Source organism: Burkholderia diffusa (assembly GCF_902499115.1).
Classification (GTDB): Bacteria; Pseudomonadota; Gammaproteobacteria; order Burkholderiales; family Burkholderiaceae; genus Burkholderia; species Burkholderia diffusa.
In genome coordinates, this window is record NZ_CABVPN010000032.1 from 40826 (window position 1) to 60709 (window position 19884).

14 protein-coding genes are annotated in these 19884 nt (G+C 64.6%); 7 read left to right on the forward strand and 7 right to left on the reverse strand.

Features of this window, described 5'->3' with window-relative positions; genetic code table 11:
• Window position 1 precedes the first annotated feature (1 nt).
• A complete protein-coding gene (truB, locus tag BTE28158_RS27480) occupies window positions 2-934 on the forward strand; it encodes a tRNA pseudouridine(55) synthase TruB (RefSeq protein WP_151048710.1) in 933 nt (310 codons plus the stop codon).
• An 89-nt stretch (window positions 935-1023) separates the two neighbouring features.
• Here the strand turns inward: truB and BTE28158_RS27485 are convergent, their stop codons facing one another.
• The 4 genes from BTE28158_RS27485 to BTE28158_RS27500 form a co-directional block, all read right to left on the reverse strand.
• Window positions 1024-2583, reverse strand: a complete 1560-nt coding sequence (locus BTE28158_RS27485; protein ID WP_151048709.1) for a DHA2 family efflux MFS transporter permease subunit — start codon at window positions 2581-2583, stop codon at window positions 1024-1026.
• A gap of 27 nt (window positions 2584-2610) precedes the next feature.
• Complete coding sequence (locus BTE28158_RS27490) at window positions 2611-3828, reverse strand: HlyD family secretion protein (RefSeq protein WP_151048708.1); 1218 nt, start codon at window positions 3826-3828, stop codon at window positions 2611-2613.
• A 52-nt stretch (window positions 3829-3880) separates the two neighbouring features.
• Entirely contained in the window at window positions 3881-5377 is a 1497-nt protein-coding gene (locus BTE28158_RS27495; protein WP_151048707.1) for an efflux transporter outer membrane subunit, read from the reverse strand.
• An 87-nt stretch (window positions 5378-5464) separates the two neighbouring features.
• The gene (locus tag BTE28158_RS27500) at window positions 5465-5956 is read right to left on the reverse strand and encodes a MarR family winged helix-turn-helix transcriptional regulator (RefSeq protein ID WP_059608556.1); all 492 of its coding nucleotides are present in this window, start codon (window positions 5954-5956) and stop codon (window positions 5465-5467) included.
• Between the two features lie 324 nt (window positions 5957-6280).
• Between BTE28158_RS27500 and typA the strand changes: the two genes are divergently transcribed.
• From typA to BTE28158_RS27530, 6 genes are all read left to right on the forward strand, one after another.
• Entirely contained in the window at window positions 6281-8107 is a 1827-nt protein-coding gene (typA, locus tag BTE28158_RS27505) for a translational GTPase TypA (protein ID WP_059467636.1), read from the forward strand.
• A gap of 317 nt (window positions 8108-8424) precedes the next feature.
• On the forward strand, window positions 8425-11289 hold the full coding sequence (locus BTE28158_RS27510; RefSeq protein ID WP_059608555.1) for a 2-oxoglutarate dehydrogenase E1 component: 2865 nt from the start codon (window positions 8425-8427) through the stop codon (window positions 11287-11289).
• 136 nt (window positions 11290-11425) lie between these two features.
• Window positions 11426-12703 carry a 2-oxoglutarate dehydrogenase complex dihydrolipoyllysine-residue succinyltransferase gene (gene odhB, locus BTE28158_RS27515; RefSeq protein WP_059608554.1) on the forward strand — a complete coding sequence of 426 codons (1278 nt, stop codon included), beginning with the start codon at window positions 11426-11428 and terminating at the stop codon, window positions 12701-12703.
• 81 nt (window positions 12704-12784) lie between these two features.
• Window positions 12785-14215 carry a dihydrolipoyl dehydrogenase gene (gene lpdA, locus BTE28158_RS27520; RefSeq protein ID WP_057924323.1) on the forward strand — a complete coding sequence of 477 codons (1431 nt, stop codon included), beginning with the start codon at window positions 12785-12787 and terminating at the stop codon, window positions 14213-14215.
• A 98-nt stretch (window positions 14216-14313) separates the two neighbouring features.
• Complete coding sequence (gene zapE, locus BTE28158_RS27525) at window positions 14314-15411, forward strand: cell division protein ZapE (RefSeq protein ID WP_124625682.1); 1098 nt, start codon at window positions 14314-14316, stop codon at window positions 15409-15411.
• Between the two features lie 143 nt (window positions 15412-15554).
• Window positions 15555-15965 carry a transposase gene (locus tag BTE28158_RS27530; protein ID WP_059608552.1) on the forward strand — a complete coding sequence of 137 codons (411 nt, stop codon included), beginning with the start codon at window positions 15555-15557 and terminating at the stop codon, window positions 15963-15965.
• Window positions 15966-16067: 102 nt separating this feature from the next.
• Here the strand turns inward: BTE28158_RS27530 and BTE28158_RS27535 are convergent, their stop codons facing one another.
• The 3 genes from BTE28158_RS27535 to BTE28158_RS27545 all read right to left on the reverse strand — a co-directional run bounded on the left by BTE28158_RS27535 (window position 16068) and on the right by BTE28158_RS27545 (window position 19875).
• Window positions 16068-16529, reverse strand: coding sequence for a DUF2147 domain-containing protein (locus BTE28158_RS27535; protein ID WP_124625684.1), 462 nt, complete (start codon window positions 16527-16529; stop codon window positions 16068-16070).
• Window positions 16530-16695: 166 nt separating this feature from the next.
• Window positions 16696-18381: a ShlB/FhaC/HecB family hemolysin secretion/activation protein gene (locus BTE28158_RS27540; protein ID WP_059608550.1), complete on the reverse strand. Its 1686-nt coding sequence runs from the start codon at window positions 18379-18381 to the stop codon at window positions 16696-16698.
• A 144-nt stretch (window positions 18382-18525) separates the two neighbouring features.
• A complete protein-coding gene (locus tag BTE28158_RS27545) occupies window positions 18526-19875 on the reverse strand; it encodes a collagen-like triple helix repeat-containing protein (RefSeq protein WP_151048706.1) in 1350 nt (449 codons plus the stop codon).
• Between the last annotated feature and the right edge of the window lie 9 nt (window positions 19876-19884).

A 19884-nucleotide genomic window follows, 5' to 3' on the forward strand; every position in this document is an offset into this window, starting at 1 on the left:
AATGACGACTGCAGCTCCTCAGCGTCCACGCGTGCCGCGGCGCGCGCTGGACGGCGTCCTTCTGCTCGACAAGCCGGTCGGCCTGTCGAGTAACGACGCCCTGATTCGCGCGAAGCGCCTGCTTCTCGCGAAGAAAGCCGGCCATACCGGCACGCTCGATCCGCTGGCCTCGGGTCTGTTGCCGCTGTGCTTCGGCGAGGCGACGAAGTTCTCGCAGGACTTGCTGGAAGCGGACAAGACCTACGAAGCGACGATGCGCCTCGGCGTGCGCACGACCACCGGCGATGCTGAAGGCGACGTGCTCGACACGCGCGCCGTCGAATGCGACCGGACTGCGGTGGAGGCGGCGCTCGCTCGCTTTACCGGCGAGATCGTGCAGGTGCCGCCGATGTATTCGGCGCTCAAGCGCGACGGCAAGCCGCTGTACGAATATGCGCGCGCGGGCCAGACCGTCGAACGGGAAGGCCGCAACGTGACGATCCATGCGCTCGACCTGCTGGCCTGCGAACTACCGGACGTGACGTTTCGCGTGACTTGTAGCAAGGGTACGTATGTGCGCACGCTGGCGGAGGATATCGGCGAGGCGCTCGGTTGCGGCGCGCATCTGACGATGCTGCGTCGCACGGGCGTCGGCGCTCTGACGCTCGAGCACGCGGTGACGCTGGACGCGCTGTCCGACGCCACCGAAGCAGCGCGCGACGCGTGGCTTCAGCCGGTCGACGCGCTGCTGTCGACGTTTCCGCTGGTGCGTCTCGACGAAGCCTGCGCGAAGCGGTTCCTGCATGGCCAGCGTCTGCCGCTGTCGGCGCTCGATCCGATCGACGCGGCAGAAGGCGAGCGGGTGCGCGTGTACGACGAGGTGCGGCTGCTCGGCGTCGCCCGCAAGGCAAACGGCGTGCTTGCGCCTGAACGTCTCGTCGTGACGGCTCAATGATGCACGGCGCGCTGGCGCCCATCGAAATGAAAAAAGCCCGGTCTCGACCGGGCTTTTTGCTGCGTGAGCGTGTGGGGGCGCGGGCCGGCTCAGTGTGCAGCCGACGCGGCCGCACCCGCATCGCCGCCGCCCGCGCGTTCGGGCTTCGTGATCCAGATCAGTCCGATCAGCAGCACGAAGATCGCCGCCGAGATGTAGAAGAGATCGTTCACGCCGAGCTGCGCGGCCTGCTGCGTGGCCATGTTGTTGATGAGGCCATGCGCCTGGTCCGGCGTCAGCCCGAGGTTGCCCATCTGCGTGACGGCCTGGTTGAACGTCGGGTTGTACACGTTGGTCTGCTCGACCAGTTGCGCGTGATGGAAGTTGTTGCGGTGATCCCACGCGGTCTGGAAGATCGACGTGCCGATACCGCCGCACATGATCCGCACGAAGTTCGACAGGCCCGATGCCGCGGGAATGCGGTGGCCGGGCAGGCCGGATAGCGTGATCGACACGAGCGGAATGAAGAAGCCCGCCATCGCGATGCCTTGCACGAGCGTCGGCAACGTCAGCGACCACTCGTCGACGCCGGTCGTGTAACGCGAGCGCATCCAGAAACACAGCGCGAACGTGAGAAACGCGGCGGTCGCGATGTAGCGTGGATCCGTGCGCGGCAGGAACTTGCCGGTCAGTGGCGACAGCAGAATCGCGAACAGTCCGACCGGCGCCATGACCAGGCCTGCGTCGGTTGCCGTGTAGCCGATCTGGGTTTGCAGCCAGAGCGGCAGCAGCACGAGGTTGCCGAAGTAGAGGCCGTAACCGACCGCGAGCGCGATCGTGCCGCCCGTGAAGTTGCGCATCCGGAACAGCGACAGGTCCACGACCGGGTGTTCGGCAGTCAGCTCCCAGATCACGAAGAACGCGAACGAGATGAGTGCGATCAGCGCGAGCGCGATGATCGTCGTCGACGCGAACCAGTCGAGATCCTTGCCCTTGTCGAGCATGATCTGCAGCGAGCCGACCCACAGCACGAGCAGCGCGAGACCGACCCCGTCGATCGGCGCGCGGCGCACCGTCGATTCGCGTGTCCGATAGATCGACCACGTGGCGAGCGCGGCGGCGATGCCGACCGGGATGTTCACGTAGAAGATCCACGGCCACGAATAGTTGTCCGAGATCCAGCCGCCGAGAATCGGCCCGGCGACCGGCGCGATCAGCGTCGTCATCGACCATAACGCGAGCGCCATTGGCGCTTTCGCGCGTGGGTAGCTCGACAGCAGCAGCGATTGCGACAGCGGAATCATCGGCCCGGCGACCGCGCCCTGCAGCACGCGCGACGCGAGCAGGAACGGCAGGCTGGGTGCGAGGCCGCACATCCACGACGAGATGACGAACAGGATGATCGACGCGAGGAACAGGCGAACCTGTCCGAACCGGTCGGTCAGCCAGCCCGTGAGCGGCACGGAGATCGCGTTCGCGACCGCGAACGACGTGATGACCCACGTGCCCTGGTCGGACGACACGCCGAGGTCGCCCGAGATGGTCGGGATCGCGACGTTCGCGATGGACGTGTCGAGCACGTTCATGAACACCGCGAGCGATACCGCGATCGTCCCGAGCACGAGTTGCCCGCCTTGCAGCGGCGGGTGGGAGACAGGAGCCTGTGCCATGTCGGTAGTTTTCCGGAGTCGGAACCGTTACATCATCTTGGCGGCGTTGGTCGATTTCGCCGCGGCCGGGGCCGGCGCGCTGCCGCCGGCGTTCTCGGCGATGATGCGCGCGATCTCGGCGTCGGCTTCGTCGCCATACTTCGCGAACACGTTCGTCTCGTAGACGGTGTTCTGCGCGTTCGCAAGCTGGTCGCCGCGCTCGTCCTTGATGTCGACGTCGACCTGCATCGACAGGCCGATGCGCAGCGGGTGCTTCTCGAGGTCCTTCGGATCGATTTCGATGCGCACCGGCAGGCGCTGCACGACCTTGATCCAGTTGCCCGTCGCGTTCTGCGCCGGCAGCAGCGAGAACGCCGAGCCCGTGCCGGCCGAGAAGCCGACGACCTTGCCGTGGTAGACCGCCGACGAGCCGTAGATATCGGCCGTCAGTTCGACCGGCTGGCCGACGCGCATGTGCTTGAGCTGGACTTCCTTGAAGTTGGCGTCGACCCACACCGCGTTCAGCGGTACGACCGACATCAGCGGGTTGCCGGGCGACACGCGCTGGCCGACCTGCACCGAGCGCTTCGCGACATAGCCGGTGACCGGCGCGGGCAGCACGTTACGCGCGTTCGCGAGGTACGCGTCGCGAACCTTCGCCGCCGCGGCCAACACGTTCGGGTGCGATGCGATCGTCGTGTTCGCTGTCAGTGCGCGGTTCGACGCGAGCTGCTGTTGCGCCGCGTCGACCGACGCCTGCGCGGCGCGCACCGCGTCGCGTGCATGGGAGATTTCTTCCTGCGATACGGCGCCCGTCTGCGCGACGGCCATCCGGCGGCGCAGGTCGTCCTGCGCCTTCGACAGGTCGGACTGGCGCAGCGCGACTTGCGCGCGGTACTGGTCGTCGTTGACGAACAGGCCGCGCACCTGGCGCACCGTCTGCGCGAGGTTGGCCTCGGCCTGCTGCAGCGCGACCTGCGAATCGGCCGGATCGAGGACGACGAGCGGATCGCCGGCCTTGACCGTCTGCGTATCGTCCGCCTTCACGGCGATCACGGTGCCGGTGACCTGCGGCGTGATCTGTACGACGTTGCCGTTCACGTATGCGTCGTCGGTCTCTTCATGGAAGCGCGCGACGAGGAAGTAGTACAGGCCATACGCGATGGCCGCGATCACGATGACCGCGATCAGCAGCGTCATCATCCGCTTGCGCTTCCCGTTGTTCTGCGGCTGGGCGCTGGCGGCATTTTGTTGAGGGTCGCTCATGGCGATTTTCTCCGTCCGTTATTTCGAGTGTCTGCGTAGTGGTGGCGCCGGATCAGTTGGCGGCCTGTTTCGTGTGCTGGTCGGCGTCGGGCGCGGCGAGCCGCGTGCCGGTCGCGTCGAACCCGCCGCCGAGCGCCTTGATCAGCGCGAGCTGCATGTCGCGCCGGCGCATCTTCAGGTTGGTCACGGTCTGTTCCGACACGAGGCGGTTGCTGTCGGCGGTCAGCACCTGCAGCTGCGGCGACAGGCCGGCCTTGTAGCGGATCACGGCGAGGTCGTACGCGCGCGTCGAGGCGTCGAGCGCACGCTGCGCGTCGTCCATCTGGCGATCGACCGCGCGGATCGACGCGACCTGGGTGGCGACGTCGTTCAGCGCGTTGATCAGCGTCTGGTTGTAGTTGGCGACCGACAGGTCGAAGTCCGCATAGCGGCCCTTGAGCTGTGCGCGCAATGCGCCGGCATCGAAGATCGGCAGATGGATGGCCGGGCCGAACTGCGCCTGGCGGCTCGCGAAGTTCAGGAATTTGCCCCAGCCGAACGCATCGAAGCCGAAGCCTGCCGCGAGGTTCACGTCCGGGAAGAACTCGGCCTTCGCCTCCTTCACGTCGTGCATCGCGGCCTCGACCTGCCAGCGCGCGGCGACGATGTCGGGACGGCGCGATATGAGGTCGGCCGGCAGGTTGCCGGGCAGTGCGATTTCGCCTGTCGGGTTCATCACCGGCGCGGCGATCTGCAGCCCGCGGTCCGGCCCCTTGCCGAGCAGTGCGGCGAGTTGGTAGCGCACGGTCGTGATCTGGCCGTCGAGGTCGGACAGCGACGCCTGGGTCGTCGCGATGTTGCCGCGCGCGGTTTGGCGCTCCACGTTGGTGTCGAGGCCGGCCGACACGCGGCCGTCGGTGATCTTGCCGACCGTCTGGCGGTTGGTGATCTCGCGCTGCGCGATGTCGCGCAGCGCGTACAGTTGCGCAAGCGAGTTGTAGGTGCGGGCGACCGACGATGCGAGCGTGATGCGCGCCTGCTGCATGTCCGCTTCGGCGGCTTTTTCCTGCGACACGGCCGTATGCAGGCGCTCGCGGTTCTTGCCCCACAGGTCGAGATCCCACGACGCGCTCGCGAGCGCGTTGTTCTCGCTGTACCACTGGCCGCCGTACGGGGGCGGAAACAGCGCGTTCGACGAATACAGTTCGCGCGTCCACGAGTAGCTGGCTTCGGCCTTCGGCATCAGGTTCGAGCGCGACGATTCGATGTACGACGACGCCTTCGCGATGCGCGCCTGTGCCTGCGCGATCGACGGGCTGCCCTGAAGCGCCTCGTCGATCAGCTTCGGCAGCTGCGGATCGCCGAACTGGTTTGCCCAGTCGAGCGCCGGCCACTGGCCGCCCTGGGCGGGCAGGCTCTGGGCGGTTTCGAATTGCGACGCGGGAGCGATCTGCTTGTCGCTCTTGATGCCGATGTAGTTTGCGCAGCCCGCCAGCGCCAGCGCGGCGACTGCAGCGGCGACGGCGGCGCGGCACGACCCGGCGCGCAGGGACAACGGGGAGGATTTCATCGCGCTGTTTTCTGACTCGGAATGAATGATGGACACTGCAAGGATTTCCTTACATTAATCTGTCAAAAGTAATTGTTATGGCAACTATTACGTGATGGTGCCGCCGGCCGTCTCGCAATAGTTGCTGAGAATGCGGCGCAGCATGCTCTTCAGGAAACCGACTTCTTCCGGCGTAAAGCCGTCGAGCAGCTCGTCGAGCACGCTGCGAAACACCGGCGGCAGCCGCTCGGCCAGCGCGCGGCCTTCGTCGGTCAGCTCGAGGCGCACGACCCGCCGATCCTCGATGCTGCGCACACGGGACAGCAGGCCGCGCTTCTCGACCCGATCGAGCAGGCGCGTGACCGCGCTCGCGTCGATCCCGTATTCCCGAGCGAGCTCGGCGGCCGTCGAGCATTTGCCGACCGCGATCATGAACAGCATGCTCGCCTGCGTGCCCGTGATGCCGAGCTCTTCCTGCGTGCGCTGCGTGACGAGGTTGGTCATCACCGATTTCACGCGAGACATCAGATAACCGACGCTGTCGTTCATCTGATACGAAGACAGCGGCGAAACAGGCGATTGGGAAGGAGAATCCGACATAAAACCCTGAAGCTGCAATAGTTGACTAGGCAGCAGTATAGGCACAATTGCTTGCCGCGGCAAATGTTAATCGAACGGGCGAGGGCGCGCTCCGTGGCCCCAAAATCCCCTTATCGGCGTCAGGGTTTTCGGCGTGCCGTCGGGCCCGTTGGTCGCGAGCTGGGCAGCGGAAGGGCGGGGTCGTTTGTTGCGCTGCAACGAACAGCCCGGCTCTCGCCACTCTCACGTGCTATAATTTGTGGTTTCCAAGCTGCAACGCGCGCGCACGTGTCCCGGTGACTGACGAGCGTGCGCGTTTGCGCGTTCAACGATTTCCAGGTTTCTATGACCCGCGCCCTTCGCAACATCGCCATCATCGCTCACGTCGACCACGGCAAGACCACGCTCGTCGACCAACTGCTCCGCCAGTCCGGCACCTTCCGCGAGAACCAGCAGATTGCCGAGCGAGTGATGGACTCGAACGACATCGAAAAAGAGCGCGGGATCACGATTCTCGCGAAGAACTGCGCGGTCGAATATGAAGGCACGCACATCAACATCGTCGATACGCCGGGGCACGCGGACTTCGGTGGCGAGGTGGAGCGCGTGCTGTCGATGGTCGACTCGGTGCTGCTGCTCGTCGACGCCGTCGAGGGCCCGATGCCGCAAACGCGCTTCGTCACGAAGAAGGCGCTCGCGCTCGGCCTTAAGCCGATCGTCGTCATCAACAAGATCGACCGTCCGGGCGCGCGGATCGACTGGGTCATCAACCAGACCTTCGACCTGTTCGACAAGCTCGGCGCGACCGAAGAGCAGCTCGACTTCCCGATCGTCTACGCATCGGGCCTCAACGGCTACGCGTCGCTCGATCCGGCGACCCGCGAAGGCGACATGCGCCCGCTGTTCGAGGCGATTCTCGCGCACGTGCCGGTTCGCCCGGCCGATCCGGAAGCGCCGCTGCAGCTCCAGATCACGTCGCTCGACTATTCGACGTACGTCGGCCGGATCGGCGTCGGCCGCATCACGCGCGGCCGCATCAAGCCGGGTCAACCGGTCGTGATGCGCTTCGGTCCGGAAGGCGACGTGCTGAACCGCAAGATCAACCAGGTGCTGTCGTTCAAGGGCCTCGAGCGCGTGCAGGTCGAGTCGGCGGAAGCCGGCGACATCGTGCTGATCAACGGTATCGAAGACGTCGGCATCGGCGCGACGATTTGCGCGGTCGATACGCCGGAAGCGCTGCCGATGATCACCGTTGACGAGCCGACGCTGACGATGAACTTCCTCGTCAACTCGTCGCCGCTGGCTGGCCGCGAAGGCAAGTTCGTGACGAGCCGCCAGATCCGCGATCGTCTGATGAAGGAACTGAATCACAACGTCGCGCTGCGCGTGAAGGACACGGGCGACGAAACGGTGTTCGAAGTGTCGGGCCGCGGCGAACTGCACCTGACGATTCTCGTCGAGAACATGCGCCGTGAAGGCTATGAGCTGGCCGTGTCGCGTCCGCGCGTCGTGATGCAGGAAATCGACGGCGTGCGGCACGAGCCGTACGAGCTGCTGACCGTCGACGTCGAGGACGAGCATCAGGGCGGCGTGATGGAAGAGCTGGGTCGCCGCAAGGGCGAAATGCTCGACATGGCATCGGACGGCCGCGGCCGCACGCGCCTGGAGTACAAGATCTCGGCGCGTGGCCTGATCGGCTTCCAGAGCGAATTCCTGACGCTCACGCGCGGCACGGGCCTGATGAGCCACATCTTCGACTCGTACGCACCGGTGAAGGACGGCTCGGTCTTCGAGCGCCGCAATGGCGTGCTGATCTCGCAGGACGACGGCGCTGCCGTGGCGTACGCACTGTGGAAGCTGCAGGATCGCGGCCGCATGTTCGTGAAGCCGGGCGATGCGCTGTATGAGGGCATGATCATCGGCATCCACAGCCGCGACAACGACCTCGTCGTCAACCCGATCAAGGGCAAGCAGCTGACCAACGTGCGTGCGTCGGGTACCGACGAAGCCGTGCGTCTCGTGCCGCCGGTCCAGATGTCGCTCGAATACGCGGTCGAATTCATCGACGACGACGAGCTCGTGGAAGTGACGCCGCAGTCGATCCGTCTGCGCAAGCGCTTCCTGAAGGAGCACGAGCGTCGCCGCGCGAGCCGCGAAGGCGCGGTCGACTAAGCATCGGCTGTTCCCGTGCATGACGAAAAAGGCTGCCCTTGGGCGGCCTTTTTTGCATCTGCGCAGTGTGCAATCGGGCGGGTTGCAAAACACTGTTCCCGCGCGTCGTGGCAATCCGGCGAAACGCCGCCACGCGGTGCTTTCAGGCACATTTCGTCGTGAACTCCGGTATCGGTTCTGTGATATGCTGCGCGCACGCAAGTTTTAGGTCCTTCCAAGCAAGACTTGATTCGCAATCCGCTAAACGGTCAGGCCGTGTCGCGGAAGGTTGAGTAACCCGCTATTTCTCGAGAAGCTCGAAGAAAGGTGAGCGTAAAATGTCAGATGTAATGAAGCAGTTTCAGCTGAACTCCTATCTGTTCGGCGGCAATGCTTCGTACGTTGAAGAACTGTACGATGCATACCTCAACAATCCGGCATCGGTGCCGGAGAATTGGCGAGAGTATTTCGACGCGCTGCAGAACGTGCCTGCAACCGACGGCTCGAATGCCAATGACGTTGCTCATTTCCCGATCGTCGAATCGTTTGCCGAGCGTGCGAAGGCCAATGCCTTCATCCCGCGCGAAAGCACGAGCAATCTGGCGACCGCGCGCAAGCAGGTCCACGTCCAGTCCCTCATCAGCGCATATCGCTTCCTCGGCTCGCAATGGGCCAATCTGGATCCGCTGAAGCGTCGCGAACGTCCCGCCATCCCCGAACTCGAACCCGCGTTCTACGACTTCTCCGAAGGCGACCTCGACCAGACGTACAGCGCAAGCAACCTGTATTTCGGTTTCGACCAGGCTTCGCTGCGCGACATCGTCAAGGGCCTGCGTGACACGTACTGCGGCACGATCGGCGCCGAATACATGTACATCAGCGATCCGGAGCAGAAGCGCTGGTGGCAGGAGCGTCTGGAATCGACCCGCGCGACGCCGTCCTTCTCGATCGACAAGAAGAAGCACATCCTGAATCGCCTGACGGCAGCGGAAGGCCTCGAGCGCTATCTGCACACCAAGTACGTCGGCCAGAAGCGCTTCTCGCTCGAAGGCGGCGAAAGCTTCATCGCGGCGATGGACGAAGTCGTCCAGCACGCAGGCAAGACCGGCGTGCAGGAAATCATCATCGGCATGGCGCACCGCGGCCGTCTGAACGTGCTGGTCAACACGCTGGGCAAGATGCCGGCCGACCTGTTCGCCGAATTCGAAGGCAAGCACGTCGACGACCTGCCGGCAGGTGACGTGAAGTACCACAAGGGCTTCTCGTCGGACGTGTCGACCGAAGGCGGCCCGGTCCACCTGTCGCTCGCGTTCAACCCGTCGCACCTCGAAATCGTGAACCCGGTGGTCGAAGGTTCGGCGAAGGCACGGATGGATCGTCGCGGCGACGAAGACGGCCTGCAGGTGCTGCCGGTTCAGATCCACGGTGACGCGGCCTTCGCTGGCCAGGGTGTCGTGATGGAAACGCTGAACCTCGCGCAGACGCGCGGTTACGGCACGCACGGCACGCTGCACATCGTCATCAACAACCAGATCGGCTTCACGACGTCCGACCCGCGCGACGCGCGTTCGACGCTGTACTGTACCGACGTGGTCAAGATGATCGAAGCGCCGGTGCTGCACGTGAACGGCGACGATCCGGAAGCCGTCGTGCTCGCGATCCAGATCGCGATCGACTACCGGATGCAGTTCCACAAGGATGTCGTGATCGACATCGTCTGCTTCCGCAAGCTGGGTCACAACGAGCAGGACACGCCGGCGGTCACGCAGCCGCTGATGTACAAGAAGATCGCGCAGCACCCGGGCACCCGTGCGCTGTACGCCGAGAAGCTCGTGCAGCAGGGCGTGATCACCGCGGAAGACGCCGACAACTACGTGAAGGCGTACCGCAAGGCGATGGACGACGGCCACCACACCGTCGATCCGGTTCTGTCGAACTACAAGAGCAAGTACGCGGTCGACTGGGTTCCGTTCCTGAACCGCAAGTGGACGGATGCAGCCGATACGGCCGTGCCGCTCGCCGAACTGAAGCGCCTCGGCGAACGCATCACGACGGTCCCGGAAAACTTCAAGGTCCACCCGCTCGTCGAGCGCGTGATCAACGACCGCCGCAACATGGCGCGCGGCGACCAGCCGCTCGACTGGGGCATGGGCGAACACCTCGCATTCGCTTCGCTCGTCGCATCGGGCTACTCGGTGCGCCTGACGGGCCAGGACTCGGGCCGCGGCACGTTCACGCACCGTCACGCGGTGCTGCACGACCAGAACCGCGAGCGCTGGAACGACGGCACGTACGTGCCGCTGCAGAACATCGCTGAAGGCCAGGCGAAGTTCACGGTGATCGACTCGGTGCTGTCGGAAGAAGCGGTGCTGGGCTTCGAATACGGTTACTCGACCGCCGAGCCGAACACGCTCGTGCTGTGGGAAGCCCAGTTCGGCGACTTCGTCAACGGCGCGCAGGTCGTGATCGACCAGTTCATCTCGTCGGGCGAAGTGAAGTGGGGCCGCGTGTCGGGTCTCACGATGCTGCTGCCGCACGGCTACGAAGGCCAGGGTCCGGAACACTCGTCGACGCGTATCGAGCGTTTCCTGCAGCTGTGTGCCGATCACAACATGCAGGTCGTTCAACCGACGACGCCGGCGCAGATTTTCCACCTGCTGCGTCGCCAGATGATCCGTCTGTTCCGCAAGCCGCTGATCGTCGCAACGCCGAAGTCGCTGCTGCGTCACAAGGAAGCGGTGTCGGACCTGTCGGAACTCGCGAAGGGTTCGTTCCAGCCGGTGATCGGCGAAACCGACGGCGGCATCGACGCGAAGAAGGTCAAGCGCGTGCTGGCATGCTCGGGCCGCGTGTATTACGACCTCGTCGCACACCGCCGCGAAGCGAAGGCGAACGACGTCGCGATCATCCGTATCGAGCAGCTGTATCCGTTCGCGCACAAGCAGTTCGAAGCCGAAATGAAGAAGTACGAGAACGCGACTGAAGTGGTCTGGGTGCAGGACGAGCCGCAGAACCAGGGCCCCTGGTTCTACGTCGAGCACCACCTGAAGGAAGGCATGAAGGAAGGGCAGAAGCTGGCATACAGCGGCCGTCCGGCTTCGGCCTCGCCGGCGGTTGGCTACTACGCGAAGCACTACGAGCAGCAGAAGGCCCTCATCGAAGGTGCGTTCGGCCGCCTGAAGAGCGCATCGATCGCGAAATAACCGACGTCAAGCGAAACGGGAAGGCGCGCTGCGCTTTCCCGTGTCTTTTGGCCCGCCGGGCGCGTCGCGCGCCGCACCGGCCGAAGGAATCGCACGAACCTCGTCATTACCCAGATTAAGCATCCAGGAAAATCACATGGCTATCGTAGAAGTCAAAGTCCCCCAGCTTTCGGAGTCGGTTTCGGAAGCCACCATGCTGCAGTGGAAGAAGAAGCCGGGCGAAGCAGTCGCGCAGGACGAAATCCTGATCGAACTCGAGACCGATAAGGTCGTGCTTGAAGTGCCGGCACCGGCCGCGGGCGTGCTCGCGCAAGTGCTGCAGAACGACGGTGACACGGTCGTCGCCGACCAGATCATCGCGACGATCGACACCGAAGCGAAGGCAGGTGCTGCCGAAGCAGCGGCAGGCGCCGCCGAAGTCAAGCCGGCAGCAGCACCCGCTGCAGCCGCACCGGCAGCGCAGCCGGCTGCCGCAGTTGCATCGAGCTCGGCCGCTGCATCGCCGGCCGCAGCAAAGCTGCTGGCCGAGAAGGGCCTGTCGGCAGGTGACGTCGCGGGTTCGGGCCGCGACGGCCGCGTCACGAAGGGCGACGCGCTGGCCGCAGGCAGCGCGCCGAAGGCCGCTCCGGCCGCCGCACCGGCGAAGACCGCCGCAGCAAAGCCGTCGCTGCCGGAAGTGAAGGTGCCGGCGTCGGCCGCGACGTGGCTGAACGACCGTCCGGAACAGCGCGTGCCGATGTCGCGCCTGCGTGCGCGTATCGCCGAGCGTCTGCTCGAGTCGCAGCAGACCAACGCAATCCTGACGACGTTCAACGAAGTCAACATGGCTCCGGTCATGGAGCTGCGCAACAAGTACAAGGACAAGTTCGAGAAGGAACATGGCGTGAAGCTCGGCTTCATGTCGTTCTTCGTGAAGGCGGCCGTGCATGCGCTGAAGAAGTTCCCGCTCGTGAACGCGTCGATCGACGGTAACGATATCGTCTACCACGGCTACTTCGACATCGGTATCGCCGTCGGCTCGCCGCGCGGCCTCGTGGTGCCGATCCTGCGCAATGCCGATCAACTGAGCCTCGCGGACATCGAGAAGAAGATTGCCGAATTCGGCCAGAAGGCGAAGGACGGCAAGCTGTCGATCGAGGAAATGACCGGCGGTACGTTCTCGATCTCGAACGGCGGTGTGTTCGGCTCGATGCTGTCGACGCCGATCATCAACCCGCCGCAGTCGGCCATCCTCGGCGTGCACGCGACGAAGGAGCGCCCGGTCGTCGAAAACGGCCAGATCGTGATCCGTCCGATCAACTACCTGGCACTGTCGTACGACCACCGCATCATCGACGGCCGCGAAGCCGTCCTGTCGCTCGTCGCGATGAAGGATGCGCTGGAAGATCCGGCACGCCTGCTGCTCGACCTGTAAGCCGAGTCTCACTGCATTGACCCGCTCCGCACGCTCGCGTACACGCGCGACCGTGCGGGCGTACAAGTAGAAAGGATTGTCATGTCCAAGGAATTTGACGTCGTCGTGATCGGCGCCGGCCCCGGCGGCTACATCGCCGCGATTCGCGCCGCGCAGCTCGGCAAGACCGTTGCCTGTATCGAGAAGTGGAAGAACCCGGCCGGCGCGCTGAAGCTCGGCGGTACCTGCCTGAACGTCGGCTGCATCCCGTCGAAGGCGCTGCTCGCTTCGTCGGAAGAGTTCGAGAACACGTCGCATCACCTGGCCGACCACGGCATCACGGTCGACGGCGTGAAGATCGACGTCGCGAAGATGCTCGGCCGCAAGGATGCGATCGTCGAGAAGATGACGAGCGGGATCGAGTTCCTGTTCAAGAAGAACAAGATCACCTGGCTGAAGGGCCATGGCAAGTTCACCGGCAAGACCGACGCCGGCGTGCAGATCGAAGTGAGCGGCGAGGGTGAAGCCGAAGTCGTCACCGCGAAGAACGTGATCATCGCGACGGGCTCGAAGGCGCGTCACCTGCCGAACATTCCGGTCGACAACAAGATCGTGTCGGACAACGAAGGTGCGCTGACGTTCGACTCGGTGCCGAAGAAGCTCGCCGTGATCGGCGCAGGTGTGATCGGCCTCGAACTCGGCTCGGTGTGGCGTCGCCTGGGCGCCGAAGTGACGGTGCTCGAAGCGCTGCCGGCGTTCCTCGGCGCAGCCGACGAAGCGCTCGCGAAGGAAGCGGCCAAGCTGTTCAAGAAGCAAGGCCTCGACATCCATCTCGGCGTGAAGATCGGTGACGTGAAGACGACGGCGAACGGCGTGTCGATCGCCTACACCGACAAGGACGGCAACGCGCAGACGCTCGACGCCGACCGCCTGATCGTGTCGGTCGGCCGCGTGCCGAACACCGACAACCTCGGCCTCGAGGCGATCGGCCTGAAGGCGAACGAGCGCGGTTTCATCGACGTGGACGACCACTGCCGTACCGCGGTGCCGAACGTCTATGCGATCGGCGACGTGGTGCGTGGCCCGATGCTCGCACACAAGGCGGAAGACGAAGGCGTGCTGGTCGCGGAAGTGATCGACGGCCAGAAGCCGCACATCGACTACAACTGCATTCCGTGGGTGATCTACACGTACCCGGAAATCGCATGGGTCGGCAAGACGGAACAGCAACTGAAGGCGGAAGGCCGCGAGATCAAGTCGGGCAAGTTCCCGTTCTCGATCAACGGTCGCGCGCTCGGCATGAACGCGCCGGACGGTTTCGTGAAGATGATCGCGGATGCGAAGACCGACGAACTGCTCGGCGTGCACGTGATCGCCGCGAACGCGTCGGACCTGATCGCGGAAGCCGTGGTGGCGATGGAGTTCAAGGCGGCGTCGGAAGACATCGCCCGCATCTGCCATCCGCACCCGTCGATGTCGGAAGTGATGCGCGAAGCGGCGCTCGCCGTCGACAAGCGCTCGCTGAACAGCTGAGCACGGTGTAGCGCCTGCCGGCCACCGGCCGGCGCAGCCGTCTCATGACGAAGGCGGGCGGGGTTTCCCGCTCGCCTTCGTTCTTTCCGGTTTGCCCGATGAACGTCACCGAATACTACACGCGCGAATTGACCACGCGCGGCTATCAGTCCGATCCCGCCCAGCGCGCGGCCGTCGATCGCCTGCAGCGCTGTTTCGACGAGTGGGTCGAATACAAGTCGCGCCGCTCGAACGCGTTCAAGAAGCTCATCATTCATCCGGACCTGCCGCGCGGCGTCTACATGTGGGGCGGCGTCGGCCGCGGCAAGAGCTTCCTGATGGACAGCTTCTACGCGGTGGTGCCCGTGCAGCGCAAGACGCGCCTGCACTTCCACGAATTCATGCGTGAGGTACACCGCGAACTCGAGGAACTGAAAGGACAGGCCGATCCGCTCGACGAGCTCGCGCGACGCATCGCCAAGCGCTACCGACTGATCTGCTTCGACGAATTCCATGTGTCGGACATCGCGGACGCGATGATCCTGTACCGGCTGCTCGATCGCCTGTTCAACAACGGCGTGCAGTTCGTGATGACGTCCAACTACGATCCCGACGATCTGTATCCCGACGGCCTGCATCGCGACCGCATGCTGCCGGCGATCGCGCTGATCAAGCAAAAGCTCGACGTGCTGAACGTCGATGCGGGCGTCGACTATCGCCAGCGCACGCTCGCGCAGGTGCAGATGTACCACACGCCGCTCGGCGCGGACGCCGATCGCGAACTGCGTCATGCATTCGGGAAGCTCGCCGCGGTGCCGGACGAAAGCCCGATCCTGCATATCGAGAAGCGCGAGCTGAAGGCGCTGCGCAAGGCCGACGGGGTCGTCTGGTTCGATTTCGCGACGCTGTGCGGCGGCCCGCGTTCGCAGAACGATTATCTCGAGCTTGCCAGCCGCTTCCATGCGATCGTGCTGTCGGAAGTGCCGCAGATGTCGCCGCGAATGGCGTCCGAGGCGCGGCGCTTCACCTGGCTCATCGACGTGCTGTACGACCACAAGGTCAAGCTGCTGATGTCCGCCGCGGTGCCGGCGGAGCAGTTGTACGTCGAAGGACCGATGGCGAACGAATTCGCGCGCACGGTATCGCGGATCGTCGAGATGCAGTCGAAGGAGTACCTCGAAACGCCGCGCCGTATCGTCGATACTTCGCTGACCTGATCGCGGTTTTCGACAAGCGACGGAGTTCAAACGTCAATTCCGGTCAAATTCCCGCAATCTCGGGGTATTTTCGGACTTGTCTTATGTTCAGGGTTGAGGGCAGTCGATATCGTGTGTCATGGTTCCTAAGGCTGGAGATGTCCATGACACCGTATCGCGATCTGACCGACCATGAGTGGCGCTGCGTCGTGCCGCTTCTGCCCGAAATGCAGCCGCGCACCGAGTTGCGCGGCCGTCCGTTGGCCAACACGCGCGCCGTCCTGAACGGCGTACTCTGGGTGATTTACAGTGGCGCGACCTGGTCCGCGATGCCGCGTCGCTACCCTTCGTACCAGACATGCCATCGCCGCTTCAAGGTCTGGCACGAGACCGGCACGTTGATGCAGGTGATGCGCGAGCTGTACGGCGACGCCGGCGTGAATCTGTGCAAGGAACTGTCCACGCGCATGCGCAAGCACGCGCAGTCGAAGGCGGCGGAGGTGCGCAGTGCTGCGGCGCCTGCGTATCGTGCCCCCGGTAGCTATGCACCGGACGCGCTGAAGCATGCGGCGTGATGTCGATCGATTTCATTCACGCTGATATCAAAACAAAATCGGCCTGCGACGTCGTCGTCAGGCCGATTTTTCATTGCGTTGCGCGTATCGATGCGCTTCGCGTTATTGCGCGCGGACCCAGGTCTGCGATCGGCCGAGCAGCGACACGCCGATGTAGCCGCGCACGACGAGCTTCTGGCCGCCGTCTTCCAGCGACATCTTGCACTTGTAGACCTTGCCGTTTTCCGGGTCGAGGATATTGCCGCCGTCCCAGTGGTCGCCGTCCTTCTTCATCGCCTTGATGATCGTCATGCCCTTGATGAGCTGATCCTTGCGCTCGTCCGTGCATGCGGTGCAGCGGCGATCGGGCGTGTCGTTGGCGCCGAGGCCCTTGACGACCTTGCCCGACAGCGAGCCTTCGCCGTCATCGGCGATCTGCACGAGCGCCTTCGGTTGATGCGTGTTGTCGTCGATCGTCTGCCACATGCCGACGGGGTTGTCGGCTTGGGCGAACGCAGGTGCGGCGCAAGCGAGCAGCGCGCTTGCGATTGCCAGAGTGCGCAACGGGCGGGTCAGTTGAATCATCGTCTTCCTCCTTGTGTCATTTCGTATTCGATGCGCCCGCACGACCGTCTGCATGGGGCGGTGGCATGTTGCGAGCTTCGCCAGAATACGTGAAACCGCGCGCTGCGTTTGATAGAGGGGGTTCTAATCCAAACAGCCTGTGAGAAGCAGGCTGTTTGGTGACCGATCAGTTGAGCTGATACGAGAACGCGGCATTCACGCGCGGGCTGCGCGACGCGCTTTCAACCGGCGCATCGCCCACCGGCTTCGCGATATTCAGGTCGAGACTGTAGTAACGGCTGTCCGTAAACCGCACGCCGATACCGACCGACGACAGGCGGCTCGGCGACGGCGTGCCGGTATGCAGATACACGCGCGCCATGTCGTACGCGATGTATGGCGTGACGGATTTCATATACGTCCAGCCCGGCGTGAAGCCGCGGTTGACCTCCAGCGACATTCCCCAGCCCGAGTCGCCCGACGTTTCGCCGGGCTGGTAGCCCAGCGCATAGCGCGTCGAACCGAACGAGATCTGTTCCGACGTCGGCAGCGAGTCGGGGCTGTACTGGCCGGTCAGCGAGACCGACGTGCCGATCTTGAACGGCCATTCGTTGGTCTGCGTGAAGGTTGCGCCGGTGCGGACGAACGTCAGCGAGATCGGGCTATCCACCGATGTCGTGTTCGAGCCGATCGTGATGTCCTGCGATTTCGACGCGCCGAGAATGTTGAAACCCTTCGCGACGTTGACGCTCAGCTTCTGTACCTGCTTGGCCGACACGCTCGTGTAGTCGAGCTGCATTTGCAGCACGCGGACCTGCGAGCGCGTGTCGATGCTGTTGCCGGAAATCTTGTTCTGGTAACGGTCCTCGTTGTGCGACGCATAGCCCGACACGGTGCCGAGCAGGCTGCGCTGGTTGTTCAGCAGCAACGGATAGGATGCCGAAAGACCGAGCTTCTCGTTCTTGACGGTGCGCTCGACGGTCGACGGCAGCCCCGGATTGTCGGTCGGCTTGCCGCGATACGTGCTGGCGTCGAGGCGTGTGACCAGGCCGCTGCTGCCGACCGGCACCGCGCCGCTGAATGCGACGTAGGTTTGCTTGTCGCGTCCGGGCGGCACCAGCGCGGAAATGCTCAATTGCTCGCCAAACGACGTGAGGCCGTTCTCCGTCGCGGTGATGAGGCCCTGCACGCCCGGGTGATTGAAATCGATGCCGGTGCTGATGTTGAATGCCTTGCGGTCGACGGCCAGTTCGAGCGTCGTTGCGCCGTCGGTCGTCTGCGGCGGCGGAACATTGGCCTTCACCGTCACGCCGGGCAGCAGGCCGAACGTATTCACGTAGCGTTCGAACGTCGCGCGGCGCAGCGGGCGATCGGCCGTGATGTGCGCGGCGATCGCGCGGATCTTCGATTCCATCGCGCCGGGCTTGCCGGTGACCTTGACGTCCGACACATAGCCTTCGACCACTGTGACGCGCACGACACCGTTCTCGAACGTCTGCGCGGGAATGAACGCGAACGACAGTGCATAGCCGCGATCCTGGTACAGCTTGGTCACGCCGTTCGCGGTTTCGATCAGCTCGCCGATCGTGATGTCCTTGCCGACGAGGGGCGTGAAGCGACGCGAGATTTCGTCGAACGGCACCGACTTGACGCCTTCGACCTGGAACGTCGTCGGCGTCAGGTGCCGCGACAGCAGCTCCTGCAGTTGCGGTGCCTGCGGCGCGACCTGCACGGTGACGCTCGGGCCTTTCTGCGGTGCGTTGATCTGGGGGAGCGAATCGAGCGGGTTACCTGCCGCGCGCGTTTGTGCATGTGCCGTGCCTGCCGCCGCGATGGCGAGCAGCATCATCCATCTGTCGAGTCTGGATTTCATTGTTCTTCCTCGTAGGCCTTGCTTTTCGTCTTCTTTCTAATGCAGGCGCGCGACACCAGGGTGTCGCGCGCCGCGTGCCGCATTGCCGGTTGTGTTTGTACGGTCGCGCCTTTTGTTCCGGCTGCAAAGGCGCGAACGTCCTCCTTATTTGCCAACGCTACCCAGCGTGCCCAGCAACCCCGTTACCGGCGCGAGGAGCCCCGTCGAGCTGCCCGACGATGTCGTCCCCGTCACGCCGCCGACGAGCGACGTGACCGGTGCGAGCGGACTCGACGAAGCCCCGGACCCCGCTGCACCGCCGACTGCCCCGGTGACAGTATTCAGCAAACCGGTGACAGGCGCGAGAGGGTTTGCACCGCCTGCGCCACCCGTTGCGCCGCCGAGCGTGCCCGTCACCGTCGACACGAGACCGGTGATCGGCGCGAGCGGGTTGCTGCCCGAGCCACCCGTTGCGCCACCGAGTGCGCCGGTGAGCGAACCGAGCGGCGTCGAACCGAGTCCGGACAGCAGGCCGCCGAGCGGGTTCGTCGAGCTGGAGCCCGACGACGAGCCGTTTTGTACGGTAGCCGTCGAGCCGCCGACGAGGCTCGTGATCAGGCCGGGGATCGGCGCCGCGCCGTTCGGCCCGTTCGGATTCACGAGCCCGCCTGCGTTGGTTACGGTGTTGCCGACCGCGGTGACGAGCTGGCCGACGTCGCCGACGAGCGGCTGATTCGACGTGCTGCCGACCTGCTTGCCCGCCGAGCTGATTGCGCCGCCGATCTGGCCCAGCAGGCCCGACACCGGTTGTCCGAGACCCGTGGTCGTGCCGACTTGCTGCGTGACCTGACCCGCGGTGATCACCAGCGGCGTGATTGCCGAACTGAGCGGCTGCGTCACTTGCTGCACGGCGCCCGACGACAGCGTCGAGCCGATCGTCGTGCCCGCGGCCGACAGCCCGTTGGCGACCGTGTCGAGCACGGTGCCGACCGGCGTCGTGACAGGGGCGAGCGGCGCGAGCTGACCCGTGCCGAGTGCCTTGACCGTCGAGCTCAGCCCGGACACGGTGTTGCTCGTCGCGCCGACGACATTCCCGAGGCCGGCGACCGTCGTGCCGACGGGATCCTTGATCGAGCCGGTCTGTCCGAGCCCGTTGCTCAACGCATCGGCAGCCGCGTTGATGATCGTGCCGGTGCTCGAGACGGTGCTGCCGACGCCCTTCGTCACGCCGTCGCCGAGGCCCGGCACGCTGATGTTGCCGATCGTGCTGCCGAGATCGGTTGCGGTCTGGCCGATCGTGCTGACAGCACCCTTGGTGCCGGTGGACGAGCCACTGGTGCCGCTCGTGCCGCTGGTACCGCTCGTGCCGCTGGAACTGCCGCCGTTGTTGCTGCTCGGCGGCGCGCTGACGCTGTTGCCGCCGCAGGCAGCCAGCAGGCACGCTGCAGCGAAGGCGGTGAGGGGCGCGCGCCACTGGCGCAGGACGGCCGTCGTGATGGAACGTTGCTGGGACATGATGGACTC